The organism is Arthrobacter sp. K410C (genome assembly GCF_059090105.1).
In genome coordinates this window covers 94,493-120,686 of the sequence record NZ_JBNHFJ010000009.1, presented here as the reverse complement: position 1 = coordinate 120,686, position 26,194 = coordinate 94,493, and the positions used below count along the sequence as shown (strand labels likewise).

General features: G+C 60.7%; 19 protein-coding genes and 1 pseudogene. 10 read left to right on the top strand and 10 right to left on the bottom strand.

Annotated features, from left to right (window positions below; genetic code table 11):
• Positions 1-243: 243 nt before the first annotated feature.
• Positions 244-1,811: pseudogene (locus AC5RU7_RS14060) on the bottom strand (FAD-binding protein).
• Positions 1,812-1,993: 182 nt separating this feature from the next.
• On the bottom strand, positions 1,994-2,773 hold the full coding sequence (locus tag AC5RU7_RS14055; protein ID WP_494052744.1) for an SDR family NAD(P)-dependent oxidoreductase: 780 nt from the start codon (positions 2,771-2,773) through the stop codon (positions 1,994-1,996).
• Between the two features lie 95 nt (positions 2,774-2,868).
• Between AC5RU7_RS14055 and AC5RU7_RS14050 the strand changes: the two genes are divergently transcribed.
• Positions 2,869-3,471 (top strand): TetR/AcrR family transcriptional regulator, encoded by a 603-nt coding sequence (locus AC5RU7_RS14050; protein ID WP_494052743.1) that lies wholly within the window; start codon positions 2,869-2,871, stop codon positions 3,469-3,471.
• 333 nt (positions 3,472-3,804) lie between these two features.
• On the opposite strand, the gene AC5RU7_RS14045 is transcribed toward AC5RU7_RS14050, so the two are convergent.
• Together AC5RU7_RS14045 and AC5RU7_RS14040 are read right to left on the bottom strand one after the other, a co-directional pair.
• Positions 3,805-5,349: an ABC transporter substrate-binding protein gene (locus AC5RU7_RS14045; protein ID WP_494052742.1), complete on the bottom strand. Its 1,545-nt coding sequence runs from the start codon at positions 5,347-5,349 to the stop codon at positions 3,805-3,807.
• Positions 5,350-5,384: 35 nt separating this feature from the next.
• The gene (locus AC5RU7_RS14040) at positions 5,385-6,521 is read right to left on the bottom strand and encodes a D-2-hydroxyacid dehydrogenase (protein ID WP_494052741.1); all 1,137 of its coding nucleotides are present in this window, start codon (positions 6,519-6,521) and stop codon (positions 5,385-5,387) included.
• 732 nt (positions 6,522-7,253) lie between these two features.
• On the opposite strand from AC5RU7_RS14040, the gene AC5RU7_RS14035 reads away from it, so the two are divergent.
• Genes AC5RU7_RS14035 through AC5RU7_RS14020 form a run of 4 tightly spaced genes read left to right on the top strand, consistent with a single transcriptional unit; the run spans position 7,254 to position 12,969 of the window.
• A complete protein-coding gene (locus AC5RU7_RS14035; protein WP_494052740.1) occupies positions 7,254-8,195 on the top strand; it encodes an ABC transporter permease in 942 nt (313 codons plus the stop codon).
• Positions 8,192-9,985, top strand: coding sequence for a dipeptide/oligopeptide/nickel ABC transporter permease/ATP-binding protein (locus tag AC5RU7_RS14030; RefSeq protein WP_494052739.1), 1,794 nt, complete (start codon positions 8,192-8,194; stop codon positions 9,983-9,985). The genes AC5RU7_RS14035 and AC5RU7_RS14030 overlap by 4 nt, the downstream gene beginning before the upstream one ends.
• Positions 9,985-10,851, top strand: coding sequence for an ATP-binding cassette domain-containing protein (locus AC5RU7_RS14025; protein ID WP_494052738.1), 867 nt, complete (start codon positions 9,985-9,987; stop codon positions 10,849-10,851). Before AC5RU7_RS14030 ends, AC5RU7_RS14025 begins: the two co-directional genes overlap by 1 nt.
• Positions 10,852-10,893: 42 nt before the next feature.
• Positions 10,894-12,969, top strand: coding sequence for an alpha-amylase family protein (locus AC5RU7_RS14020; RefSeq protein WP_494052737.1), 2,076 nt, complete (start codon positions 10,894-10,896; stop codon positions 12,967-12,969).
• A gap of 716 nt (positions 12,970-13,685) precedes the next feature.
• Here AC5RU7_RS14020 and AC5RU7_RS14015 read toward each other — a convergent pair.
• The 4 genes from AC5RU7_RS14015 to AC5RU7_RS14000 form a co-directional block, all read right to left on the bottom strand.
• Positions 13,686-14,204 carry a glycerate kinase gene (locus AC5RU7_RS14015; RefSeq protein ID WP_494052736.1) on the bottom strand — a complete coding sequence of 173 codons (519 nt, stop codon included), beginning with the start codon at positions 14,202-14,204 and terminating at the stop codon, positions 13,686-13,688.
• The gene (locus AC5RU7_RS14010; RefSeq protein WP_494052790.1) at positions 14,143-14,739 is read right to left on the bottom strand and encodes an SDR family NAD(P)-dependent oxidoreductase; all 597 of its coding nucleotides are present in this window, start codon (positions 14,737-14,739) and stop codon (positions 14,143-14,145) included. The genes AC5RU7_RS14015 and AC5RU7_RS14010 overlap by 62 nt, the downstream gene beginning before the upstream one ends.
• A 116-nt stretch (positions 14,740-14,855) precedes the next feature.
• Positions 14,856-15,146: a hypothetical protein gene (locus AC5RU7_RS14005; RefSeq protein ID WP_494052735.1), complete on the bottom strand. Its 291-nt coding sequence runs from the start codon at positions 15,144-15,146 to the stop codon at positions 14,856-14,858.
• A 518-nt stretch (positions 15,147-15,664) separates the two neighbouring features.
• Positions 15,665-16,444, bottom strand: a complete 780-nt coding sequence (locus tag AC5RU7_RS14000) for an alpha/beta fold hydrolase (protein ID WP_494052734.1) — start codon at positions 16,442-16,444, stop codon at positions 15,665-15,667.
• Between the two features lie 879 nt (positions 16,445-17,323).
• Here AC5RU7_RS14000 and AC5RU7_RS13995 point away from each other — a divergent pair.
• The 5 genes from AC5RU7_RS13995 to AC5RU7_RS13975 all read left to right on the top strand — a co-directional run bounded on the left by AC5RU7_RS13995 (position 17,324) and on the right by AC5RU7_RS13975 (position 24,167).
• Entirely contained in the window at positions 17,324-18,652 is a 1,329-nt protein-coding gene (locus tag AC5RU7_RS13995) for an FAD-binding oxidoreductase (RefSeq protein ID WP_494052789.1), read from the top strand.
• Positions 18,652-20,853, top strand: a complete 2,202-nt coding sequence (locus tag AC5RU7_RS13990) for a malate synthase G (protein WP_494052733.1) — start codon at positions 18,652-18,654, stop codon at positions 20,851-20,853. The genes AC5RU7_RS13995 and AC5RU7_RS13990 overlap by 1 nt, the downstream gene beginning before the upstream one ends.
• Positions 20,854-20,873: 20 nt before the next feature.
• The gene (locus AC5RU7_RS13985; RefSeq protein ID WP_494052732.1) at positions 20,874-21,308 is read left to right on the top strand and encodes a GlcG/HbpS family heme-binding protein; all 435 of its coding nucleotides are present in this window, start codon (positions 20,874-20,876) and stop codon (positions 21,306-21,308) included.
• Between the two features lie 75 nt (positions 21,309-21,383).
• Positions 21,384-23,216, top strand: coding sequence for a beta-glucuronidase (gene uidA, locus AC5RU7_RS13980; RefSeq protein WP_494052731.1), 1,833 nt, complete (start codon positions 21,384-21,386; stop codon positions 23,214-23,216).
• A 72-nt stretch (positions 23,217-23,288) separates the two neighbouring features.
• On the top strand, positions 23,289-24,167 hold the full coding sequence (locus AC5RU7_RS13975; protein ID WP_494052730.1) for a 2-hydroxy-3-oxopropionate reductase: 879 nt from the start codon (positions 23,289-23,291) through the stop codon (positions 24,165-24,167).
• 263 nt (positions 24,168-24,430) lie between these two features.
• Here the strand turns inward: AC5RU7_RS13975 and AC5RU7_RS13970 are convergent, their stop codons facing one another.
• Complete coding sequence (locus tag AC5RU7_RS13970; protein ID WP_494052729.1) at positions 24,431-24,952, bottom strand: gluconokinase; 522 nt, start codon at positions 24,950-24,952, stop codon at positions 24,431-24,433.
• The gene (gene manD / locus AC5RU7_RS13965; protein WP_494052728.1) at positions 24,949-26,178 is read right to left on the bottom strand and encodes a D-mannonate dehydratase ManD; all 1,230 of its coding nucleotides are present in this window, start codon (positions 26,176-26,178) and stop codon (positions 24,949-24,951) included. Before manD ends, AC5RU7_RS13970 begins: the two co-directional genes overlap by 4 nt.
• Between the last annotated feature and the right edge of the window lie 16 nt (positions 26,179-26,194).

Below are 26,194 nucleotides of genomic sequence, written 5' to 3'. Positions count from 1 at the left end.
CGGTTTCTTCGCAATCCTGTCCGGGAAGCCATCGACCCCGATCCCGGCCTCGGGAAGTGCCGGAGAAGGATGAGGATCAATGGTTCGCGGAGAAAAGAAAGCCTCCGCGCCGCAGCTATTGGTGCCTTTTGACGACGCTGCACGGTCAGGGCCTGTACCCCTGATTTCTTCACCTGCGTCGGCCCTGCATTGTCTGCTCTGAATTCGGGGGCGCAGTCACGGCTGTGGCTGCGCCCGCCCATTTCAGCCGCTGTGCCGTGCCATGTGGCGTGCGCCGCGGAGGCCGAACACGACGGCGGGTCCGATGGTGGAGCCCGGGCCGGGGTACGTCCGGCCCATGACGGAGGCGGAGTTGTTGCCGGCGGAGTACAGGCCCTCAATGACGGTGCCGTCTTCACGCAACGCCCTGGCATGGGCGTCGGTGACGACGCCGCCCTTGGTGCCGAGGTCTCCGATGACCACTTTGAAGGCGGTGAACGGGCCTTTTTCGAGCGGGCCGAGGCAGGGATTGGGGTGGACCGTCGGGTCGCCGTAGTAGCGGTCGTAGGCTGAGTTGCCGCGGCCGAAGTCGCCGTCGACCCCTGCCCTGGCGAAGCCGTTGAACCGGTGGATGGTCGCCTCCAGGCGGGCGGGATCCATGTTGAGCTTTGCGGCGAGCTCGGCGAGGGTGTCTGCCTTGACCATGATCCCTGCGTCTTTCATGGCCTTGTTGTTCTTCAGGTCGATCGCGAAGGTGCGCAGGTAGCGGCGGGCGTGCCGGGCGTCGCCGACCAGCCAGTACGGGCCGTCCTTGTCGTGTTCGAGCATGTGGTGTCCGAGGTCGACGTAGGACTCGGACTCGTTCACGAACCGGTCACCCTTGCCGTCGAGGATGACCGAGTAGGGCAGGGAACGCTCACCCACGATGAACGCAGGGCCATGGCCGGGCGCGGGTGCGACCGATCCGCCCCACCAGGCGTCGTCCATGAGCTCAAGTGCAGCTCCGTTGTCTTGCGCAATTTCGATGGGGCGCCCGAGGTTGCCCGGGGCGCCCGATGGGGCGCCATCGATTCCGTGGTGCTTCTGGCGGAGATCCTTGTTATGGTCAAAGCCGCCGCCGGCCAGCATCACGCCACGCGTGGCGCCGATGGTCAGGGGCTTTCCGCCCCGGGTGATCCGCACCCCTGCGACACGGCCGTCCTCGACGATGAGTTCCTGCAGCGGGGCATTCAGCCACAGGTCGGTACCTTGCTTCTGCACGACGACGTCGAGGAACGCAGCTGCGAATCCTGCGCCGATGCCGGCAAGCTTCTTGCCGGTGGCCAGGCCGCCGAGGGCGCGGAAGACGAGCTGCGCCCCGCGGATGAAGCCGGAGGGTGTGGACCAGGCACGGCCCAGGAGCCATATGTCGTCGGTGCTAATCGGCAGCGCGGCGGGCGCCTGGCAGGTTTTCCACCAGTGGCCAATCTTTTTGATGTCGAACGGCTTGACCTCTAAGCCGCGGCCGATCTTGCCGCCCGGGAGTTCGGGGTAGTAGTCGGGGTAGTCCGCGGCACGCACGAATTTCACGCCGTACTTCTCCGCGGTGGTGACGAAGTCGGCGACGCCGTCGACGAACGCCTCTTTCCGGAGCCGTGTGGTGGCGCGCCCCTCCTCGCCCACCGTCGTCTCGAGGTAGGTCAGCGCCTCGTCGCGGGAGTCGCCGGCATGGTCCCGCTGCATCAGCGGGTTGTTGGGCATCCACATGCCGCCCCCAGACAGGCTGTGTTGCCGCCCCACTTGCCGGTGCTTTCCAGTAGGAGGACCCGCAAGCCTTCATCCGCGGCGCCCATGGCGGTTGCCAGTCCCGCCGCACCTGTGCCGACGATGACGACGTCATAGCTGTGGTCAAAAAGCTTTGACTCTGACATGCTCTTGCTCCTTCGGTTCCTGGGTGCCGGTTCCGTTTTTGACTCGGGGCTGGCTCTGGACACGGACGACGACGGAACTTCCCGCCGTCGTCCGTTTCAGTTCATTACAGGGCTGACCAGCCGCCGTCGGAGGCGAGGATGGCTCCGTTGATGTTGGTGCCGTCGTCGCTGAGCAGAAAGGTGATGGATGCAGCGAGCTGCGCGGCTGTTGCCGGGGTGGGGATGTTGGCCTGCATGAGCGGGCCAAGGCGCTCTGCGGCCATCCGCGATCCGAAGTTCGCCACGATGCCGGTGATGGTGGGTCCGGGGGCGACCGCGTTGAAGCGAAGCCCCTTCGGGCCGTAGATGACGGCCGAGTTCTTGGTGAGGCCGACGACGGCGTGCTTGGAGGCGGTGTAGGCGGCACCGGCGGCGGATCCGCGGATGCCGGCCTCCGAAGACACGTTCACCACGGAGCCCGAGCCTGCCTCAAGCATCAGCGGCGTCACGGCGCGGGTGAGGCGCATGAGGGCGGTGACGTTGATCCTGAAGACCCTGTCCCAAAGTTCGTCGTCTACCTCATGGATGGGGGCGAAATTGTCCATGATCCCGGCGACGTTAGCCAGGGCATCCACACGCCCGGCGGCCGCGGCAACAACGGCGGCGACCGTTTCCTCGGTGGATATGTCGCCGGCCACGGGCACCAGGTCCAGGCCGCGGTTCTCTTCCACGAGCGCGTCTAGGCCTTCCTTGCTGATGTCCGCGGCGATGACCTTGCCGCCCTCCTTCGCGACGCGCAGGGCGGTCGCCTGCCCAATGCCTGAGGCGGCACCGGTAACGATGACGGTTTTTCCGGCAAAACGGTTGGTGCTGATGGCTTCCTGCCATGCGGCTTCGTTGCCCATGATGTCCTTCCAGACGGTAATGGTGGTCCGGCGGTGGCCGGAGCCACCAACCTTATGACACTCCGTGTCATTATGGAAGGGTGAATACTGGTGGGATGCCTGCCGATGACCTGATTGCCCCCACCCGCTCTTCGGGTCGCCCGGTGAGCGTCAACCCGGAGGCGGTGGCAGCCCTCGCCCTCAAGATGTTCACCGAGCGCGGGTATGAGCAGACCTCCATGGAGGACATCGCCCGCAAGGCACGGGTCGGGCGCAAGACCCTCTACCGCCACTTCTCAAACAAGGCGGAGCTGGTCTGGGGCGGCATGGAACCGGCGATCCAAGCCTCCGCACTCCTTTTGGAAGCGCCTCCAACTCCCAATATGACAGCCCAAGAGATCCTGGCTGGCCTTCGTGGCGCGCTGATTGCCGGCGTTGACGCACTCCCGGACCTGGCGGTCACCCGCGGACGGCTGCGGCTGATCGCGGAACATCCGGAACTAATGAGCCGAAGCTACGACTTCCTCAGCGCGCAACGTGATCGGACACGCTCCTACCTGACCGCCCGCGGTGTCTCCGAGACAACAGCGCGATATTTATGCGCCGCACTTATTGGCGCCTCATTTGAAGCCTGGCTGCAGTGGGCCGCAGGCGACGATCCTGCGCCCACCGCGCATCTGCAGGCAGCGCTGGCCGTCCTGCATCTGGACAGGCTCTGACCTACTCTTTCGGCCTGACCTCCTGCTCCTTCGAGTTAGGTCCCGGATTGGGTTCCTTCAATGGCTCCTGCCCGTGGCCGTATAGATCGAACTTAGGATGGTCCGTCAAACGGAGCTGCTCCCCAGCAGTTAGAACTGAAATTCTCAGTCCTGACTGCTGGGGAGCAGCTTAGGATTCGCCCATTTCCTGTTTGGGGTGTTGGACCCCTTTGTGATGCCCTTAGTTGCGGGTCGGTTAGGCGGATTGTTACCGCCGCGCTTGGCTTGTCAGCCGCGGGGTCAGAATCTGCGTTTTCTACCGCCGATTCTGGCCCCGCAGCCCACGCAACTTCTTTACTTGCCGCTTACTGTGAAGGTGCGGACGTCGAATAGCGAGCTGGCAGTGCCAACGAAGTCCACTTCCTTCTTGGTTGCCCAGACTGCGGTCTGCAGGTAGATCGGAGCGAACCAGGCGTTGTCGATGGCGAATTTGTTGATGTCCCTGTAGATCTCGTTCGCGGCTTCGGGGTCGGTTTCCGTGGCGAGCTTTTCCAGGAGAGAGTCCAACTTAGGGTCCTTGACCTTGAATGGGTTGTGGGAGCCGTTCTCCCTGAAGTAGAGGACCGTGGTACGTGACTGCGGTGCTACGGCGCCCTGGTTGAAGTACATCCCCCACCGGGTGGTTTGGCCGGATGATTGCGCGGGCACTGGCTCCCATTCGACCTTGATGCCGATATCAGAGAGTGTTTGCGTGAGGGTTGGCTGGATCTGCTGAACGGCCAGATTCGCCGGCATGGTGAGCGTAAATCCATCCGGATAGCCCGCTTCTTTGAGCAGCTTCTTTGCCGTTTCGACGTTGTACTCGTACTTTTTGTTGAGCTCTTCGTCGTAAGCGGGTTGCATCGGGTTGAAGATCTGGGTCGTAGGCGTTCCCATACCCTGGTAGATGGCGTCGATGATTTTCTGCCGGTCAAAGGCGTGGTTGATTGCCTGTCGGACCCGTACGTCAGCCAGTGGCGGTGCAACCTCGCCGTTTCGGTCGGCGAGAACGATCTGGCCAACGGTATGTCCCTTGACCTCGGTGGTCTTGAGCGCCCCTCCGCCGAGCTGCTTTGCCTGCGTGGCATCAACGGTGCCCGCGTCAAGCTCGCCGGTTTTGAGGGCGTTGAACAGCGCAGTGCGGTCCTGGATTGCGCGGACCGTTATGGTTTTGAATGGGTAGGCGTCGACGTTCCAGTGATCGTCTCGACGGTCAAGTACGTACTTGTTCCCATTGACGGTCTGGGTTTTGTTGAGCACGTAGGGGCCCGATCCCACGGGGTCCAATGCTGACTTCTCATCATTGACAGTGTCGGGGTCGGCGATCACTCCAGAACCGAAGGAGAGTGCCACCAGCAGATTCGGGTCGGGGCGGCTCAGGTTGAGCACTGCCGTGTGGTCGTCGGGGGTGTCGATGGATTCGACGGCGCTGAGGTTGCTCTGCTGTGGGCCCGCGGTGTTCTTGGTGCGTTCAAGTGTCACCTTGACTGCCTCGGAGGTAACGGGATCACCGTCACTGAATTTCATGTCGTCGCGCAGCTTGAGTGTCAGCTTGCGTGCGTCGTCCGAGTACTCCCAGCTCTCTGCCGCGCTTGGCTGGAGTTTACCTTCGTTGTCGTTGTAGATCAGGGTGTCGTAGAGCGAACCCCACACGTAGCGTTGGGTTCCGTCGTGAATCTGAGCGGGGTCGAATGAGTTCGGCGGTGCCTGTATGCCGAAGGTCAGCGTTGCGTCAGACGCTTTTGCGCCCTGGGCGTTGTCGGTCTTGGTTTCGGATGCGCCGCCGCATCCGGTCAAGGCGAGGCCCAATATGGCGATCGCGGCGCCATATGTGAGCCTGCGGGGTGTTTTATGTGGCATTGGGAGGAGCTCCTTTACTCAGGGGTGCCAAGTGGCTAAGGGTGAACTTGGGTTGGGGATTTACTGAAAACGTCACGGGGGGTAATTGCATTCAACAGTGGCTCGCCGCGTAGGTATCGGTCCCGGTTCTCCAGGATCAGGCTGATAGAGCGTTGCGTCCGGTCCGGGAGCGCGGGTGTCATGTGGGGGGTGATAATGACACTTGGCATGTCCCAAAGCGGTGAATCCTCAGGCAGCGGCTCGGGATCAGTGACGTCGAGCCCGGCTCCGGCGATCTGGCCCTCTGTAAGGGCCTCGATCAGCGCGTCCTGGTCTATGAGTTGGCCGCGCGCCATGTTCACGATGTATGCGTCGTTTTTCATGGCAGCGAACTGCTGGGATGAGAAGAGATGGTAAGTCTCGTCGGTCAAGGGTGCTGCAATCATGATCACATCTGATTCCTGGATGAGCGGATCCATGGAGTCCCCCGCGTCGGTGGAGAGCATAAGGTCTACTGCGGGGTGTGACTGGCCTGCGCGCCGGCGTGAGGCGATGACGCGCATGCCGAAGGCCTTGCCGAGCTTGGCCATGGCCTCACCGGTGTTGCCAAATCCTACGACGCCCAGAGTCTTCCCCCACAGCGCCAGACGGTGATGGTAATTCGGAATTCCGCGCCAGATGTGCGCTTCCTGCATCTGGAAAAGCCGGTGGGCGTCGAAGGTGAGGCCGAGGGCGAAGTAAAAGCCGTGCTGTGCCAGTGCCTCTGCTGACCGGCCCGCCGAGCCCGTAATGATGAGTCCGCGCTCGAATGTTTCCGGGCGGGCCGATCGGGCGAGTCCCGAGTGGTCGCAATGGACCCAGCGGAGATGAGGGGCAGCCAGGAACCGGTCATCAATGTCAATCGGCAGGATGGCAACATCAGCTTGCTGCAAGGCCTCCTCAATCCCAGCGGAGTCGCCGGGGTGCAGATGGATGAACTCAGCGGGGGCGAAAGCTTCCCGAAGTTGCTGAACCTCATGCGGGTGGTACAGCACAGTTGAAAGCACAGTATGGATTTCGCGTGGCTGAAGCTCGTCTTGCATCGGTATGAACTCCTTTGTATGAACCGAACCTGAAGAAATCTTTGGCTCTTCCGAGCCAGCGTAGGACGGGGAATAGGTCATGTCAACCGGTTGCCACAAAAAAAGGTTCATAACACTTTGTCTCACCTGCAGAGGCAGGCAGTGCGCCTACCAATCGGTTGCCCGCTGCTCTTGTGGGCGCAATGAAGGTTGCAATTCGCCATGGTCAATCTTTCTCGCTGGAAGCCATCTTGTTGGCGATCATCGCCCTCAACCTTCAAGACCCCACAGAACCGGCCGCAGAACGTAGGCTGTTCCTTCCAACCCTCTCCCAACTTCTCGCCCCTTTCGAATCAGTACCGGCTGGGGTTAACCTCACGGCCGCTTAAGAGGTTTGGTTGGAGTCGTGTTTTCGTCAGGAGTCCCAGGAGGGGCGGGGTGAGGATCAACGGCATCGTTGATGGTCTTCCGACGGGAAATACTACCCAAGATGCCAATCGGTTGCCCCCGAGAAAGGGCTCCGGCGCCCGGCTACCTTTGGGTTTTCTCATCCGGCAATGCGGCGCGGACCACGCGCGCGAAGCAGACGTACAAGTGACTTCTTGGATGGGACACCTTAGAGTGCAGCAAACCACCCCAAGGAATTTTGCACATTGCCCCGGCAACCGGTTGTCATGTGAGCTGGGCCATGTTTTACTTGTTTCTACTGCGGTACGGGAAACCCCGTAGTCCGAACCCGTCGGACGAGATCCCGCCAAATCCTGACAAAGGGGTCCTAGCGATGCTCTATCGCTTCTTATGCAAGCCGATACGAACTCGGTTCCGGGAAACCGGAGCAGGCACCTGCCTGAGCGGAGGCTGCTGATGCTTCCTTACATCCTCCGCCGTGCAGCGACGGGTGTCATTCTGGCCGTGTTGGTAACCTTCATTACCTTCTGGCTCCTGAGCTTTTCCTTCGACGGGGTAGTGTCAAACATCCTCGGTCCAGCGGCGTCAACGGAGGCAGTCGCGGCATTGAAGGGGCAGATGGGGCTGGACAGGCCATTCCTCGTTCAATACTTCGATTGGTTCTTCGGCATATTCCGGGGCGACTTCGGGATCTCGTACTTCACGAGCGAGCCGGTCGCAGAAGCGGTCAGCGCGCGGCTCGGTGTGACCCTGTCTATCATTTTCGTGGCCATGGCGCTCACCATCGTCGTCAGTGTTGCCCTTGGTGTCCTGGCTGCCTCCCGGGCCGGAGCTGTTGACCGGCTTGCGCAGGGCGTTTCCTTGCTCGGTCTCCTTTTGCCGAACCTGCTCATTGCCATTGGTCTCGTTGTGCTGCTGGCCATCAATCTGCGCCTATTGCCGGCTACTGGTTTTGTCCCGTTCAGTGAGAGCCCCTCAGGCTGGGCCGCCTCAATCACCATTCCTGTTATCGTGCTCGTCATTAACGGCATCTCCAATATGGCGTCACAAATCCGAGGGACGATGATTGGTGAACTGCGCAAGGATTACGTTCGTACTCTCCGTACCCGGGGAGTACCCGCCTGGTCCGTCGTCTATAAGCATGCTCTGCGTAACGCCGCAGCCCCTGCCCTGGTGGTCATGTCACTGGAGTTCCTCTCCATGCTGGGCGGCACACTGATTATTGAGAACGTGTTCGCCCTGCCCGGTTTCGGTGTGTTTGCATTCAACTCCGCCATCCAAGGTGACATCCCGAGCATTTTGGGCATTACCGTTTTCAGCGTACTGCTCGTTGTAGGTGTGAACCTTCTGACCGACCTCATTAACGGATGGCTTAACCCGAAGGCGAGAATCCATTGAGCACGCAAGAACCATCTGCCCTTATTGAGCCCGCGGCGGCTCCACCCCGCCGCTCCGTCGTCCGGAAGCTGCTGAAGGATCCCCAGGCCGTTATAACCACGGCGTTCCTACTGCTCGTTGTCCTTCTGGGCATTTTTGCCCCCTGGATCACAAGCCACGGACCGAATGATGCCTCGCTATCGGCAGTAAACGCGCCGATCGGCACGCCCGGTTACCTACTGGGCGGCGACCAGAACGGGCGAGACATCTTCGCGCGTCTACTCTTTTCCATCAATACGAGTGCTATCTCCGCTGTTATCGGCGCCGGCATTGGTGTAATCATCGGCCTGACCTTCGGGCTGATTGGCGGCTACTTCGGCGGCCGCGTCAGGGGCTCCCTGGAATGGCTCTTCAACCTCATCATGACCTTTCCCGGTCTCCTGCTTCTGATCGTCCTGATGCCCGTGACGAAGGGTGACTTCCGGATAACGATGCTTATTTTCGGCGTGCTGCTGGCACCCGGAATATATCGGCTCGTCCGCAACATCACGGTGGGCGTAAGAAATGAGCTGTATGTCGACGCGGCACGCGTCGCAGGTCTCTCAACACCCCGAATCCTCGGGCGCCACGTGATGCCCGTCGTGCGAGGGCCAGTCATCATTTCCCTGGCCTTCCTCATGGGCTCGGCGATTGGCGTGCAGGCCGGCTTGGCGTTCCTGGGCGTGGGCTCCACCGATATCCCAAGCTTTGGTGCCATGATCTCTGATGGGTTCACGAACCTATATGTCGATTCCATGCAGTTTGTTTGGCCGGCCCTGTTGCTTGGCATGTCCACCGCCGCACTGGTTTTGCTTGGAAACGCGCTTCGGGATGCGCTCGAGGGTGCACGTCCCAAGCCTTCAAAGGTGACCATGTCCGCTCTCTCCAAGAGCGTCGCCGAGGACACATCGCCTTCGGACACCGACTCTGATGCACTCCTGAGTATTCGGGATCTGCACCTCGACTACCCCGATCCAGGAGGCAACGCAAAATCGGTGCTGAAGGGCGTTTCACTGTCCGTGCGCCCGGGGGAAACTATGGGACTCGTGGGTGAGTCCGGCTCCGGCAAGACGCAAACCGCGTTCTCCGTCCTCGGCGTCCTGCCGATGGAAGCAACCATCCCCAAGGGATCCATCAAGCTCGACGGCCGGGAACTTATAGGCCTTTCCGAGCGGCAGCTACGCTCACTGCGCGGTAAAGAAATCGCGTATGTTCCGCAGGAACCGATGTCCAACCTGGACCCGTCGTTCACTATTGGTGCGCAGATGATCGAAAGCATCCGGGCGGCGTCCCCGCTCTCCCGTTCGGAGGCAAAGCAACGGGCTCTCGAACTGCTTCGACACGTTGGAATCACAGACCCTGAGCGGACGATGCGTTCGTATCCTCATCAAATCTCAGGGGGAATGGCTCAGAGGGTGCTCATCGCCACCGCTGTCGCATGCCGGCCCCGGGTCCTGATCGCGGACGAACCGACTACCGCGCTGGACGTTACTATCCAGGCCGAGATTCTGGACCTTCTCAGGGACCTGCAGAAGGAAATGGGAATGGCCATACTGTTGGTCACTCACAACTTTGGCGTCGTAGCGGATATCTGCGACCGCATGGCGGTTATGCAAAACGGGGTTGTAGTGGAGTCCGGTGACGTGGTGGAAGTATTCCGCAACCCTCAGCACCCCTACACACGCAAGCTCCTCGCTTCAATTCTCGACGAGACAACCGTTCGCGAGGACCATTCCCGACTGGCCGGCGACCTTTTGAAGGAATCGAACTGATGCCCAAGACATTGCTTGAAATTGAGGACCTCCGTGTTGAGTTCAAGGGGCAGGGGTTCCGGGCGAAGACCCATGAAGTGCTGCACGGTGTCTCCCTCTCCATCGCAGACGGGGAGGTGCTGGGTCTGGTCGGGGAATCAGGCTCAGGCAAGACCACCATAGGCCGAGCCGTTCTCGGACTCGTCAAACCAAGTGGCGGAGCCATCCGGTTCAAGGGTGAGGACATCACCCACGCCCACCAGGCCCGCCGCCGGGAACTTGCGCGCAACATCCAAGTGGTGTTCCAGGATCCCTACTCATCCCTTAATCCGGCACTCACGGTCGGAGACATTCTCAGCGAACCACTAATTGTCCAAGGCGCGACCCCAAAGGACGCCCGCAGCCGCGTCAAGGGCCTCCTTGACCAAGTCCAACTACCGCACGATGCTGTAGATCGCCTACCACGGGAATTCAGTGGAGGACAACGCCAGCGAGTCGCCATTGCCCGGGCACTCGCACCCGAGCCCCAACTCATTGTGTGCGACGAACCCGTCTCGGCTCTGGACCTGTCGACACAAGCAATTGTTCTGAAAATGCTGATGGATATCCAGGCCGAAACGGGAGTAGCGTTCCTGTTCATCTCGCACGATCTCGCCGTCGTCCGACACATCAGTCACCGGGTTTCGGTCATATATAAGGGTGACCTCGTTGAGACGGGGCCCGCGGCAACCGTCACCTCCAACCCCGCACACCCCTATACCAAGCGCCTACTGCTCGCAGCGCCCGTGGCAGACCCGATCGAGCAGCGTCGCCGCCGCGAGGAACGGCGCCTGCTCGCTGAGCAGGAACTCCAGGCACGCGGCGCCGCTCCCTCCATCGCCGGTTAGCTCCCCATTCTGCGACGACCACATCACTAGTTAGGTTTTCCCATGCCCACAAATCCCACCCCGTCTGAGCGCGATCTGCCCCCCGACAGTCGGTGGCTTGAGCCGTTCGGTGTCCTGCAAACAAATCTCCAGGACATAGATGCAGGAATGGATGTAGAGGCCGCAGTTGATGCGGTCGTGGAATACGGCGCCGACACGTGGCTGCTTAATGCCGGCGGAATATCCTCCTTCTACCCGACCGACCTGCCGTTTCAGACACGTAACCCGCTGCTCGATCTAAGAGAGTCCGGCGACCTGCTTGGCGACGCGGTGGCGGCAGCCAAACGACGCGACATCAAAATCATCGCCCGGTTCGACATGTCCAAGGTCGCCCCACGCATTGCAGCTGCCCACCCGGAGTGGCTCTACCGGTCAGCCGAGGGGGAACCACAGATCTACAACAACCTGTACAGTACCTGCCCCTCAGGTGAGTACTATCAATCGCGCGCCTTTGACGTGCTGGACGAGGTGCTGGGACGGTATGATATCGACGCCGTCTTTTTCAACTGGTTCAACTTCAACGAACGTGACTATGACGAAGTCATGCACGGGCCATGCCACTGCGAAGGGTGCACAGAGGGCTTCGCCAAGTTCAGCAACGGCGCCGAACACCCCCGCGACATGTCGTCCCCAACCTTCGGCATGTATCGGCAGTACACTGCCGCCACGCTGGCACAGCTGACGACGAGAATCGCCGACTACGTCGCCCAGCGCAAGGAGGATGTGGGCGTAATACTCCGCCGAGGCGCCCCTATTGAATACGTCGAGGGCAACAATCACTACAAGGCAATGCCTGGCAACGAGCTGTGGCCCCATGCCGTTGCCGAAGCGGTCAGCGCCCACGTTTCATCGCGACCTGGTTCGGCTGTAATGGTGAACTGCGTCGCCTTTGTCGACAGCACCTATCGGCTGGCCAATGAGGAGCCGGAACATTTTGCGCAATATCTCGTGCAGTCGATCGCTCGAGGCGGAAATCCCTCAGCCTACTTCTTCGGGGCACCCGGGCGCTTGCCCATGGAACCAGCCATTTCGGTCGGGCGGGATGTCATGCAGTTTCGGGCGCGCAACCGGCAGCTCTACGCTGGCTTCCGCTCAGCCGCCGATATAGCCCTGGTAAGACCGGACTACGGTTCCGCCCCCCGCGGGTACTACTGGAACGCACTGGAGGAGTTCAGGGGGTTTTATCTCGCACTGCAGGAAGCGCATATTCCGTTCGATGTAGTACCCGTCGATCGGGTGAGCACCCTTGCTGATACGGGTGCTCTCGTCAGGTATCGCCTGGTGGTTTTGCCTGACCTTGGCACACTCCGCGACGGTTCCAGCGCTGTCGACGAGTACGTGCAGGGAGGGGGCGCTCTCCTCATGACCGGATCCTCAGGCCTGAGCCACGCCGGCTCCATGGAGCTGGCTAGTGCTCCTGCCCTGCAGGCGTTGGTGCCGGTACTTGAGGGGAACGATCTGCGCTCAACGTTTGTCACCGATTCCCCACAGCCCCGGATCGATGAGTACCACTACGCCGGGCCACTGGTCCCTGTTGTCGGCCGCTATCAGCGGTTTGCCTGGAAACCAGGGACGACCAAGGTGGGGGCTGTCCTTCCTCGTGCCCCGTTTGGGCCTCCAGAACTGTGTTACGGCCATGTGATGAGCGGTGACCCAGGCGCCGTTCGCGCCACTTACGGCCGCGGTAGCGTCGTTCATGTTCCGTGGACAGTTGGCCGATCCTACCGTGAATTCGTCAAGTCAGAATCACGGGACCACATCATCAACCTTGTCCACTCGGTTTGGCAGCCAAGCGTTACTACCGATATTCACGAGGCGGTGGAGACGATAGTGGGGCAAAGCGGGAAGAGCATGGTGGTTCATTTGATCAACCACAGCGGAGCTCGTCGTCGGTCGTATCGTCCCCACATTCCGATCTCTGGAGGCCAGCTGCGGTTGATCGGACAAGCTGGTTCAAAGGTCGCAGCCCAAGCGCTCGTTGGAGGAGCTTCCCTTTCACAGCGCAACGAAGGAAATGACTTGGTTTTGGACCTTCCAACGATCAATCTTTTTCAAGTCGTGACGATTACACCCGCATGACCAATTAGCGCCGCCAGTATCGGCCGAGCGTCCAAGTTGTCGGCCCCATTAGTACCCAGGGCGGGTACTAATGGGGCCGCTACTGCGAGAAATGTTGGAACCTCATAATCGAGCCTGCCAGGTCCATTGGCAAAGAGACAGCTGGAAACGGCCCCAAGCATCTCGGTGTCCTTTTGGACCACCCGGGAACACTCGGGGCCGGTTTTGTAGCGAGGGTTGGGACCTAACACGCCGCCATTCCGGCTGGATAACAGGGCTTTAAGTGATGGACAGTGTTCAATCACCATCCACTCTCCGCAGGATCAGCGGCACTTGCGCCGTGGTGTCTCCTGTATTTTGGTCACACGCTTCCGGCGCCCATGCCCAAGGCCAGCCCTTGTTCCACCAGCGCGGGTACAGCCGAATGGCTTGACGCCGCGCCGGGTAACGGGACTCTCGTTTGATATCTGCCGCTCTCAGCTGGCTCTACACAACAGCCGGGTGTTGGTATCAAAGTCTCGAGGCAAGACGCAGGGATCTGGGATAGCAGGTTAGAACGGAATCCTCCGTCTTCCGGCGGGTCCATCTCGGGGTCGGCCGTGTGGCTTTGTGGCAGGAAGTTGCTCTTGCTACCTGGGGCCGAGGGATGGCATCTCGGCTGCAATGGCCGATTCCATGGTTCCCAGGAGGGCACCCACATTTGAAGCAGAGCGTGCCACGTCGGATTTGGTCTCTCTTCAGGAGTCGAGGAATTCGGCCCCAACCCGGAGAGGAGACCAGCCCCGCCATAGTCCACTCACTATGGCGGTCGGCCTGTGAATCCCGCAGGTTGGCGCCGCGACGGTGCCTTCTCCCCCATCAGCAATCACGACTAAATCGAATGTCAGGGCTGGCCGCGCAGCAATAAAGGCCCGTGGTGAGATACCAGCAACTTCCTGGAAGGACAGTGAGTGCTCGAATTTGTCGGAAGCTATCGAACCCGCATGCGAGATCCCTAGAGAAATGGTCGATGCATTTCGCTGTTCAATCGCAGCCCGCTTATTATGGCCGAACCGGGCAGGCAGGCGCAGGGTCCTGGTGCTGCGCAGGGGTGCCGGCAGAGTCAGCACAGCACCAGCACAGTTGCCAGCACAATTTCGCCGGAAGGCGAGGTCGAGCGCGCATAATTGAGGTCTGGTGCCTGAGGCTGGGGAATTACTGGACAGACCATCCCCCGTCGGAGGCCAGAATCGCTCCGTTGATGTTGACGCTGTCATCGGAGAGCAGGAACGTTATCGAGGCGGCCAGCTGATCCGCTGTTGCGACAGTAGGGATTTGCGCCTGGAACGGGCGCAAACGTGCTAGGCCGGCCTCGGAAACGTCCTTGGGGAAAGGAATGCCGGTAGCAACCCCGCCAGGTGCAACAGCGTTTACTCGGACGCCTTTGGGGCCGTACATAAAGGCGGCCGATTTGGTGAGGCCGAGCACGCCGTGCTTGGAGACTGTGTAGGCGTTTCCTGGGGCGTTACCGCGAAGACCAGCCTCGCTGGAGACATTGACGACGGAACCGCCTCCGGCTTCCAACATGAGTGGGAACACAGCCCGGGTAACTTTGAACGCGCCGGTTAGGTTGACGCCGAGGACGCGATCCCAGATGGCGTCTGAAGTTTCGTGCAGGGGAGAGAAGTCGTCATTGATGCCGGCGACGTTGGCAAGCGCGTCAATTTTTTCCCCCGCTGTGCGGACGACGGCGTCAATGGCCGCTTGGTCCGTGATGTCCGCTGCCACGCCAATGATCAACGTTTCGGGCAGTGATAACCGAAGCTCATCGAGCTTTTCCTCCGAGACGGTAACGGCGATTCCTTGCCGCCCTCACGCGTGACCCGGGATGCATCAGCCCTGCCGATGCCAGACGCCGTACCAGTTACCTAGACGGTCTTTCCTGAAAAACGACTGTCAATGATTTGTTCCTGCCAGCCCGGATCCAGATCCTGTTCAGGTTCTTGTCCTGCGTTGACATTCAAAACCAGGTCATCGATGACCGACTGGGGCATTTTGCCCTGGCTAAGCACCACTAATTGCTGCAGGGGAAGCGCCCTGATGGGTTCAAGGGATTCCTCGCTTACACCTGTTTGCGCAAGCAGGCCCCGCAACACCTCACCGCCAAAAGGATGGTCGAGCCATGCGCCAATGCTGGTATTAACAGAAAGTGATGTCATGATTTTGGCCCCATTTATCCAATACATTGCTCATAGGCATTGCTCGAGGAGTTTTTATAGTGCGGAAGGCAGCCAGGGCGGGTATGCCCGGATTGCTCTGAAGGTGCCGGTTTCTGTCCAATCCGCTTCGAACGGATCTGGTGTTGAACGGACATCTGGAGCGCCGAGGGGATGAGCGCATCTGCGGGACTTGAACGTCACACCAGAATCTGGCCGCCTAGAATTGTCTCCTGAGGCGTTCTTGGGAAAAAGTCAGGCTGCCAGGTAGACGTCGAATTCAGAGAGTTCCACAATTCGCCTGCCTCCGTTCGGTGTGACGACCCAGAACAATTCCATCAGCGGCAGGACTTCAGTTACACGACCCAAAACATGCAAGGTGCCTCCTACCCTGGCCTCGACGGTGTCCCCTGGCGACACCTGGGTGCAGCTGTGAAGGCGGCTGTCAGAGGGCACAGGCGGCCCAGGGCAGGTATGGTCAGGTCTGATCAACTGAGATGCAGGTTTCATCTTGTTGGCTGCTAACTGTTTAGTTTGGCGTGATCTGAGACAAGCCGGGCGATTAGCGCCGGTTCCGCGACAGGAGCGAGATGAGCAGTTCCACGCAGAATTTCGTGTCGGGCGTGTGGCACACTCTGCGCGATGAGCTTTTGGTCATCAACCGGGTTGGCATTATCGGCTTCCCCGCTGATGACAAGCAGCGGCACCTGTATTGCCAGCAGGTCATCCCGTACGTCTGCTTCCGCAAGAAGGTCGCATGCGAAGGCATAACCGACGGGGTCAGTAGATGCGAGCATGTGGCGGAGCCGATCAACCGTATCGGGCTCCTGCTGCTGGAACTCCGCAGTGAACCAGCGGTCAATAACTTGGGGAACCATTGGATTAATTCCCTGCTCCCGCACCATTAGGCCCCGGTCCACCCATACGTTTCGGGAAAACCGTGCCGCGCAGCACATAGCCACAGCGGATGTTGTCCGCTCAGGCCGGAGAGCCGCAGCCCGCAAAGCGACAAGGCCGCCCAGGGAGACCCCCGCTATGTGCGCTTGTTCAATTCCCTCAGTGTCCAAAACGTGAAACAGATCCCCGACCAGATCATCGAGATGGAAGGGGCTGTTCCCCTTCGGGCCTCCGCGGTCACGTTGATCAAAGCGAACCACATCGAAGTCAGGCGGCACGTTGGCAACCACGTCGTCCCACATGCCGCCTGTGGTGGCGAGAGAATTGACGAAGACGATGGTTCCCGAACCGGGTCCGGAACCAAGCCTTCTTTCTACAACTGTATTAAAACCGCCACCGCTCATGGCATGACTTCCTTTCAAAGGTTCGATGGTCCGCGGCGCTGCAAGACAGGGGTTACGTGAGCTCGGTGTAGACCTTCCTGCGTGCCTGCGGCCACCTTCATCTTCGAGTCTTTCCGGGCTCCAAAATTTTCCAGCCACGCTAGAGGCCCACCAGCAAAACTGGCCGAACAGGACACCTAGCGATAACTGTCCCCAGCCAGTATCGCTGCCAAATCATGGATGCGTCAACCGGTTGCCGTTTTGGTGCTTCTGATGTACTGACCCGTCGCGCTTCTCAGAACCAGGAAGATCGATGACTTCACGCTGTTCCGCGCTTGCGCGCTCCTCGCCCCGCATTCGGCAAGCGGTTGTCAAACGGGTTCGGGCATGCTTTACTTCAAATTATGCGGTATCGGCAGGCAGCGTTACCGCGGACCTCAAGCCATCAAGGTATTGGTAGAAGCAATCGACAAAGGGGTCGCGGTGCCATCAGTTTCAATGCGCGGCTGTCGACCGACTGTGCAGGGTAACCCGTCGGCGACGGCTTCGTCTGTTCGCGCATCCCGCACGGAGATGGTGGCACCGGGTCGGATGGCATCAGCTCGAACAAGCTGCGCCAACCCAACTTACCCAGCACCTTCTGCTGTCTTGCACTGGCAAAAAGCGGCTGCATGGGGCTTAGCCCCATTGATCCCACTTCAACCCGCGTGCGCGGCACACATTCATCAACATTGACGCAAGGAGCAAGACGACATGTCGAAAGCTGCGAATTTGCAGGATACAGCCATCGATACCCACGCATCCCCTGCACAGGACCAGGCCCTTTCGGGCGGACCCGTGGCTCTCGACGAACTCCGTCTCGCACTGCCGTCAGATGTTGTGTGCACTGATCCCGGTCTTATGGAGCCCTACCGACAGGACCGGGCACTGGATCCCGCCGCGGGTATACCCTTGGCGGTCGTGTTGCCCTCAACCACCGAGCAGGTTCAAGTCACTATGCGGTGGGCGGCTAAACACCAGGTGCCGGTCGTTCCCCGCGGTGCAGGGACCGGGCTCTCGGGCGGAGCAACTGCCCTCAGCAACGGAATCGTGCTGAGCACCGAGCGGATGCGCAACATCAACATCGACGTCATCACCCGTACTGCCGTCGTGCAGCCTGGACTCCTCAATGCTGAGGTAAAGGCAGCTGCTGCACAGGAAGGGCTCTGGTATCCGCCGGATCCTGCGTCCTATGAAATCTGCACTATCGGCGGTAACGCTGCTACCAATGCAGGCGGCTTGTGTTGCGTCAAGTATGGAGTTACTTCCGACTACATCCTGGGCATGGAAGTCGTTACCGCTGACGGCAGGGTCGTAAACCTGGGAGGCCCCAGGCTGAAAGACGTGGCAGGGCTGTCCATGCTTAAGCTCTTCGTAGGTAGCGAGGGAACGCTGGGCATCATCACGGAGCTGACCTTGCGCCTTTTGCCGCCAGCGCCGCCTGCACGGACGGTGATCGGCTGGTTCTCCAGTAGCAGGGAGGCTGCCGGGGCGATCCTCGATATCGCATCAAGTATTCGCCCCTCAATGCTCGAGTACATGGACGCCACATCGATTAATGCAGTCGAAGACGAGCTCGGCATGGGGTTGCACCGGCACGCCGCCGCCCTTGTAGTTGCGCGCTCTGATGACCAAAGCCCCAGCGGTGCGGAAGCCACCATCATGCTGGAGGCCTTCCAGCGGCACGGCGCCTTCGAGGCGTTCGAAGTCGCAGACCAGCAGGAAGGTGAAAGCTTTGCCCAGGCACGCCGGATCGCGATCCCTGCCGTGGAACGAATGGGCACATTGCTGCTTGAAGACGTGGGTGTCGCCATCCCTCGGCTTGGAGAACTCATCCTCGGCGTTGAGGAGATCGCCAAAGCCCGGGAGGTGGTCATTGCCTTTATCGCCCATGCCGGCGACGGCAACACCCACCCCTTGATTGTTTTCAACCCCGAGGACGCCGACATGAAGGAACGCGCCTACCTCGCTTACGGAGAAGTGATGGATCTAGCCATTCAGCTGGGAGGCACGATCACCGGTGAACACGGCGTGGGCCGGTTGAAGCGGCCGTGGCTTGTGGATCAAATCGGCGAAGACCTGCTTGAGATCTCGCACAACGTGAAGCGCGCCCTTGATCCGGCAGGAATTCTCAACCCCGGCACCATTTTCGCCGCCGGTACTTCCGGCTCCACCAGGACAGGACTCTGATGACACAGGCAGATCGCATCCACGTTTCCGGCCTTGCGGTAGATCCTGCACTGCACCGCTTTATTGAGAACGAAGCGTTGCCTGGCTCTGGTATCGAGCCAGACAACTTCTGGCGGGGATTCGCAGATATTGTCCAGAACTTGGCGCCGCGGAACCGTGAGTTGCTCGCGCGGCGCGATGAACTCCAGGCACAAATCGACGCATGGCATGCCGAGAATCCGGCTCCCGTTAATCCCGTCGCGTACCGGTCGTTCCTGGAAAGTATCGGCTATATCCTTCCCGAGCCGGACCACGCACAAGTGGTGACCACTGGTGTTGACGATGAAGTTGCCTTCGTTGCAGGCCCGCAGCTGGTGGTGCCCATCTCGAACGCTCGTTACGCGCTCAACGCCGCCAACGCACGGTGGGGTTCTCTGTACGATGCCCTCTACGGGACCGACGCGCTGGCACCGGCCACCAAATCCAGGGTTTACGATTCAGCACGGGGCGATCTTGTTGTCTCCTATGTTCGCGGCTTGCTGGACGAATTTTTTCCGCTGGCGTCCGGACGCCACGCGGACTCCGTGAGGTACACGGTACGGGACGGTTCGCTGGCCGTGGAACTTTCAGACGGGACCGTCAGCAACCTGGTCCAGCCCGGACTTCTGGCCGGCTACACAGGCACACCGGATTCCCCGACGGCGATCCTTTTGCGCCACCATGGCCTTCACGTCGAGATCACCATCAATCACGCGACAGAAGTCGGCCGGAGGGACGCGGCCGGTATCTCCGACGTCATCATGGAATCGGCCATCACCACCATCGTCGACTTCGAGGACTCCGTAGCGGCGGTTGACGCCGAGGACAAGATTGTCTGTTATCGAAATTGGCTGGGACTCAACCGAGGTGACCTGGCCGACACCTTCGAAAAAGGCAACGAACTGGTGGTTCGGCAACTGGCCGACGACCGCCGCTACACCTCTCCAGACGGAGCAGGCGACGTCCTTAAAGCGGGACGGGCACTGCTTTTTGTCCGCAACGTCGGCCATCTCATGACCACTGACGCCGTACTCGATGCTGCAGGAAAGGAGATCGGGGAAGGCATCATGGACGCGGTCATCACCGCGCTGGCTGCGCTCCCGGGCCGGAACCCTTCAAGCCCGCGGCGAAACGGATCCGAAGCTTCCATCTATATCGTCAAGCCAAAGATGCACGGACCGTCCGAGGTGGCCTTCGCAGTGGAACTGTTCGCTCGAGTGGAGAACCTCCTTGGCTTGCCACCGAACACCCTCAAACTCGGCCTCATGGACGAGGAGCGGCGGACCACGGTGAATCTAAAAGCCTGCATAGCGGAGGCACAGGAGCGGCTGGTCTTTATCAACACCGGCTTCCTGGACAGGTCCGGGGACGAAATCCACACCTCCTTGGAGGCTGGGCCTTCTGTCCGCAAGGCAGAGATGCGCAACCAGGCGTGGATTTCAGCCTATGAGGATCAGAACGTCGATATCGGTCTTGAAGTAGGGTTGCCAGGCCACGGCCAGATTGGCAAAGGCATGTGGGCCATGCCGGACCTGATGGCCGATATGCTCCACCAAAAAATTGCGCACCCCAAGGCCGGGGCCACTACCGCATGGGTCCCTTCTCCCACCGCCGCGACCCTGCACGCCATCCACTACCACCGCGTAGACGTACAGGCCCGGCAACACGAAATCACCGGTGAAGGCAGGCGTGGCACCCTCGAGGACATACTGACACTGCCTGTCGCCACTCACCCCGACTGGTCGCCCTCAGAGCGCCAGGAGGAACTCGACAACAACATGCAATCGCTGCTTGGCTACGTGGTGCGCTGGGTCGACCACGGGGTCGGGTGCTCGAAGGTCCCGGACATCCACAACGTGGCACTAATGGAGGACCGGGCGACCCTGCGCATTTCCAGCCAGCACATCGCCAACTGGCTGCGCCATGGAGTGGTGACCGAAGAGGAGGTGCACGAAAGCATGCGCCGTATGGCCGCCGTCGTCGATGAACAAAATGCCTCTGACCCGCTGTACCGCCCCATGTCACCCACCTTCGAGGAAAGCATTGCATTCCAGTGCGCCGAGGATTTGGTGTTTGAAGGAAGGAACCAGCCCAACGGCTACACCGAACCCCTCCTGCACAAGCGGCGCCGGGAGGCCAAATCGAAATTTTCCCAGGCCGCCGCGATGACCATCCACAACTGAACCCACGGCAGGAGCTAGACATGGAAAAGTACTACGTTGAATCAGTCACGGTAAGCTATGCCGCCGCCGCCCGCGCTGTTTCCTTGGCAGTGGAAGAAGGGGAAAAGCGGGGCGTACTAGTATCAGTCACCGTGGTTGACCCCACCATGGGTCTGGTGGCTTTCGGGAGGGCCGACGGGTCCATGCCACACAGCGTGGAAACGAGCCGGCGGAAAGCCAACACTGCAGCCTCATCGCGGAGGCCCAGCGGCTGGATGCAAGGCGATTTCGCAACCGCCCTCCCTATGGGAACGGGGAACCTGCTCACGAACATCCGCGGAGGTTTCCCGCTGACCCTGGACGGAAAGCACCTCGGCGGCTTGGGTATCGCTGGTGGAACTCCGGACCAGGACGCCGAAATAGGACAGGCAGTCCTGGACGCCCTGAGCAGCGAACTGCTCTCGGTCCCAAACTGAACTGGCCCAGGCATTCAGCAGCTAACGACGCTGCAAAACCAAACCCAACTATTCTTGAACTTCCAGGAGACCTCGATGCTTAAACCCCGTTCCACACCAACCCGCGAGCTGGTCAACCTGGACGGATTATGGCTCTTTGCCCTCGATACCGAAGCCGGCGAGGCGCCTTGGACCCGCACCCTGGACACCAAGCTTGAAGCCGCCGTACCGGCCAGTTACAACGATCAGTTTGTTTCCCCCGAGGTCCGGAACCATGTGGGCTGGGTTTACTACCAAAAGGCGGTACGTGTCCCACGAGGTTGGGCAGAAGACCGAATCGTCCTGCGCTTTGATGCAGTAACCCATGAAAGCCGGGTCTATGTCAACGACACCAAGGTCGCCGAACATGTCGGCGGTTACACACCCTTTGATGCCGACATCACCGACTTCGTTACTCCGGGTGAGGAGTTCCGGCTGACCGTAGGAGTAGGCAACGAGCTCACCAACGTGACCATTCCGCCGGGTACCATTTCCGTGTCGCAGAGCGGCCGCCGGACCCAGTCGTACCTTCACGATTTTTACAACTATGCCGGCCTTGCCCGATCAGTCTGGCTCTACAGCACGCCGCGGACCTATCTCCAGGACGTAACAATCACGACGGAGGTCAATGGGACAACGGGCATCGTCTCCTACAACCTTCAGCCAAACGGCGTAGCAGAAGCCAGGGTTACGGTCTTGGATGAAGAGGGAGTGCAGGTTGGGACATCCAACGGGCTGCAGGGATCCCTTGAAGTTAATGCAGTGAGGCTCTGGCAGCCTGGCGCCGCGTACCTTTACCGGTTGCTCATTGAACTCCTGGATGGTGAGGAAGTTGTCGATTCCTACACCGAAAGCTTTGGAGTGCGGACTGTAGAAGTCCGTGGAACGGAGTTCCTGATCAACGGTGAGCCGTTCTACTTCACCGGGTTTGGCAAACACGAGGACACTGCCGTTCGCGGTAAGGGCCATGACAATGCCTACCTGGTGCACGACTTCGAGCTCATGGACTGGATCGGTGCAAACTCATTCCGCACCTCCCACTACCCCTACGCAGAGGAAGTACTGGAATTCGCGGACCGGCACGGCATCGTGGTCATCGACGAAACAGCAGCAGTTGGCTTGAACCTCGGTGTCCAGGGCGGGCTTTCAGGAAAACCTACTACGCCGTCGTTTTCAGCTGACACCTTCAATGACCAGACCCAAGAGGCACATGCCCAGCACATTCGAGAGCTCATCTCCCGGGACAAGAACCACCCAAGCGTTGTCATGTGGTGTATCGCCAACGAACCCGCTTCCAACGAGGACGGAGCACGCGAGTACTTCTCGCCGCTGGTGGAATTGGCCCGGGAACTCGATCATACCCGGCCTCTCACCTACGCAATCGTCATGTTTGCCACGTTCAAAAATGACCAGATCATTGACCTCTTCGATGTTGTAAGCCTGAATCGCTACTACGGTTGGTATGTCATGAGCGGAGACCTGGAGTCCGCAGAGAAGTATCTCCGGATGGATATTCAGGGTTGGATTGATCGGGTCGACAAGCCCATCATGATGACCGAGTACGGTGCCGACACGCAGCCGGGCGTTCATTCTGTATGGGATCAGCCCTGGTCGGAGGAATACCAGACAGCCTTCCTGGACATGCATCATCGTGTCTTCGACGAATTTCCGCAATTCGTGGGGGAACAGGTATGGAACTTCGCGGATTTCCAGACCAGCAACGGCATTCACCGCGTTGACGGTAACAAGAAGGGCGTTTTCACCCGCACCCGGCAGCCCAAGGCAGCGGCACACGCGCTTCGCGCCCGTTGGCGGAAAATCGGCAACCGCAAGCCCTCAGCTGCCGCTGCCGAGCTCCCGGCCCCAGTGGAAAACCCGGTTTTCCGGTAGCGGACAAGCAGCCCTTAACTTCCGGGAGCATCTAGCTGCCTAATCCATCCTCAAAACGTGAAAGAAAGTCTTATGAGCAACGTTGCAGTTATTGGACTCGGAATCATGGGCCTGCCCATGGCCATCAACCTGGTCAAGGCCGGCCACAGCGTCACCGGCTTCAACCGCAGCCAGGACAAGATCGACAAGCTCGTCACCGAAGGCGGCAAGGGCGCCACCAGCATCGCTGACGCCGTCAAGGACGCCGACGTCGTCATCACCATGGTCCCGGACTCCCCCGACGTCGAGGGCGTCGTCAGCGGCGAAGACGGCGTCTTCGCCAACGCCAAACAGGGCACCCTCTGGATCGACGCGTCCAGCATCCGCCCCGACGTCGCCAAGCGCCTCGCCGACGAAGCCCGCGAAGCAGGCATCCGCCCCCTCGACGCCCCGGTCTCCGGCGGCGAACAGGGCGCCATCGACGCAGCCCTCTCCATCATGGTCGGCGGCGACAAGGAAGACTTCGACGCAGCCTCGGACGTCCTGAACGCCGTCGGCAAGACCATCGTCCACGTTGGCCCCTCCGGCTCCGGCCAGACCGTCAAGGCAGCCAACCAGCTCATCGTCGCCGTCAACATCGAAGTCCTCGCCGAGGCCATCGCCTTCCTCGAGGCTTACGGCGTGGACACCGACGCCGCCCTCAAGGTCCTCGGCGGCGGCCTGGCCGGCTCCAAGGTCCTGGACCAGAAGGGCCAGAAGATGCTCGACCGCAACTTCGACCCCGGCTTCCGCCTCGCCCTGCACCACAAGGACCTGGGCATCGTCACCTCCGCCGCCCGCGAAGCCAACGTCGCCGTCCCCCTCGGCGCCGTCGTCGCCCAGCTCGTCGCCGCCACCGTCAACCAGGGCGACGGCGCACTGGACCACTCCGGACTCTTCAAGCAGGTCCTCCAGCTCAGCGGCCGGGAATAACCCCGGCGCCCAGGCGCGATAACAGACACAAACAGGGCAACCTCCGTCGTACATCACGACGGCGGTTGCCCGTGTTTAACGTTTGGATGCTGTGGCTTATTGACCCCTTGAACCAAGGTCGTTGCAAGGGCGCGGACGTGCAGATGAGTGCCAACCAAAATCCCAGTATGACTACCAACAAAGAACCCCCCGTCCCTTTAATCAAGGGGCGGGGGACCTCTGGATTAGGCCGGGCAGCTACTACACCTGTTCAGCTGCCAGAGTCACCCTGCAATCCCAGTGAGCGCCTCGGCCACGATCTGCTGGACGGGGGCGGCGATGTCGACGACGATGCCGGCTTCGTCCTTTTCGAGTGGTTCCAGTGTGGCGAGTTGGGAATCGAGCAGCGCCGGCGGCATGAAGTGCCCCGTCCGGCCCTCGGTGCGTGCCTTCAGCACTTCTTTGGTGCCGTGCAGGTGCACGAAGACGGTGTCCGGTGCCTGTTGGCGGATCGCGTCCCGGTAGCTGCGGCGGAGCGCGGAGCAGGCCAGTACTAGTCCGCCGTCCCCTGCCGTGGCCAGTTCGGAACCCACAGTGGCGAGCCAGGGCCAGCGGTCCTCGTCCGCCAAGGGTGTGCCGGCCGCCATCTTGGCGACGTTCTCCGCCGGGTGGAGCGAATCACCGTCCAGGAACGGGACACCGAGTTCGCGGGCTACGAGGTCGCCGATGGTGGTCTTGCCGCAGCCGGAGACCCCCATCACGATGACGCGGAGCTTAGGCCCGGTGTGGGCGTTGGAAGTGTTCACCAGTCGTGGACCGTTCCATCGATGAGGCGGTTGTAGGGCAGGTAGGCCTGCTGGTACGGGTAGGCTGCTGCGGCTTCTTCGTTGAATTCCACGCCGATGCCGGGCTTGTCGCCGGGGTGCAGGTAGCCGTCCACGAACGCCATGGACTGCTCGAAGACCTCGTTGGTTTTGTCCGAGTGCTGCATGTATTCCTGGATGCCGTAGTTGTGGATGGCCAGGCCCACGTGCAGCTGCGCGGCGAAGCCCACCGGGGAGATGTCCGTTGGGCCGTGGAAGCCGGACTTGATCTGGTACTGCGCGGCGAAATCCATGACCTTCTTCAAGGGTGAGATCCCGCCGAAGTGGGTGGACGCCGCCCGGACGTAGTCGATCAGCTGTTCCTTGATCAGGGTCTGGTAGTCCCACACGGTGTTGAAGATTTCACCGATGGCCAGCGGGGTGGTGGTGTGCTGGCGGACCAGGCGCAGGCCTTCCTGGTTCTCCGCCGGGGTGCAGTCCTCCAGCCAGAACAGGTCATACGGCTCCAGTGCCTTGCCGAGCTTCGCGGCCTGGATCGGCGTCATCCGGTGGTGACCGTCATGCAGCAGCGGGATCTCGGGCCCGAACTCGTTCCGCACCGCCTCGAACACCGAGGGCAGGTGGCGGAGGTACGCGCGGGTATCCCAGTCCTCCTCCACCGGAAACGCGCCCCGCCCGGCGGGCTCGTAGTCGTAACGTTCGCCTGTGGCCTGGACCTGGGAAGCCACCCCATAAATGGATTTCAGGGAGGGAACCGCGGTCTGGATCCGGATCGACTTGTACCCCAGTTCCAGATGCTCACGGACGGAATCGAAGAGTGAGGGAAGGTCCAGTCCGGAGGCGTGGCCGTAAGCACGCAGGCCATTGCGGGACGCACCACCCAGCAGCTGGTACACCGGCATGCCGGCCATTTTGCCTTTGATGTCCCACAGCGCCATATCCACGGCGGCGATCGCGGCCATGGTGACCGGGCCGCGGCGCCAGTAGGAGCTGCGGTAGAGGAACTGCCAGGTGTCCTCGATCCGGTGCGGGTCCTTACCGATCAGCAACTGCGCAACGTGTTCCTTCAGGTAGGCGGCAACGGCGAGCTCGCGGCCGTTCAGGGTAGCGTCACCGATACCTGTCACACCGTCCTCGGTGGTGATCCGGAGGGTCACGAAGTTACGCGAGGGACTGGTCACGAACACGTCGGCGGCAATGATTTTCACAGCAGGTCCTTTCTGA

Bases quoted from the DNA above. Each gene is read 5' to 3' on its own strand.
- AC5RU7_RS13985 (WP_494052732.1), top strand. From the start codon at position 20,874: ATGGAAAAGTACTACGTTGAATCAGTCACGGTAAGCTATGCCGCCGCC.
- AC5RU7_RS13990 (WP_494052733.1), top strand. From the start codon at position 18,652: ATGACACAGGCAGATCGCATCCACGTTTCCGGCCTTGCGGTAGATCCT.
- uidA (WP_494052731.1), top strand. From the start codon at position 21,384: ATGCTTAAACCCCGTTCCACACCAACCCGCGAGCTGGTCAACCTGGAC.
- AC5RU7_RS14005 (WP_494052735.1), bottom strand. From the start codon at position 15,146: ATGACATCACTTTCTGTTAATACCAGCATTGGCGCATGGCTCGACCAT.
- AC5RU7_RS14000 (WP_494052734.1), bottom strand. From the start codon at position 16,444: ATGAGCGGTGGCGGTTTTAATACAGTTGTAGAAAGAAGGCTTGGTTCC.
- AC5RU7_RS13975 (WP_494052730.1), top strand. From the start codon at position 23,289: ATGAGCAACGTTGCAGTTATTGGACTCGGAATCATGGGCCTGCCCATG.
- AC5RU7_RS13995 (WP_494052789.1), top strand. From the start codon at position 17,324: ATGGAGCCCTACCGACAGGACCGGGCACTGGATCCCGCCGCGGGTATA.
- AC5RU7_RS14025 (WP_494052738.1), top strand. From the start codon at position 9,985: ATGCCCAAGACATTGCTTGAAATTGAGGACCTCCGTGTTGAGTTCAAG.
- AC5RU7_RS14050 (WP_494052743.1), top strand. From the start codon at position 2,869: ATGCCTGCCGATGACCTGATTGCCCCCACCCGCTCTTCGGGTCGCCCG.
- AC5RU7_RS14040 (WP_494052741.1), bottom strand. From the start codon at position 6,521: ATGAACCTTTTTTTGTGGCAACCGGTTGACATGACCTATTCCCCGTCC.
- AC5RU7_RS14045 (WP_494052742.1), bottom strand. From the start codon at position 5,349: ATGCCACATAAAACACCCCGCAGGCTCACATATGGCGCCGCGATCGCC.
- AC5RU7_RS14015 (WP_494052736.1), bottom strand. From the start codon at position 14,204: ATGACAGCGTCAACATCAACGGAGCGATTCTGGCCTCCGACGGGGGAT.
- AC5RU7_RS14020 (WP_494052737.1), top strand. From the start codon at position 10,894: ATGCCCACAAATCCCACCCCGTCTGAGCGCGATCTGCCCCCCGACAGT.
- AC5RU7_RS14035 (WP_494052740.1), top strand. From the start codon at position 7,254: ATGCTTCCTTACATCCTCCGCCGTGCAGCGACGGGTGTCATTCTGGCC.
- AC5RU7_RS14055 (WP_494052744.1), bottom strand. From the start codon at position 2,773: ATGGGCAACGAAGCCGCATGGCAGGAAGCCATCAGCACCAACCGTTTT.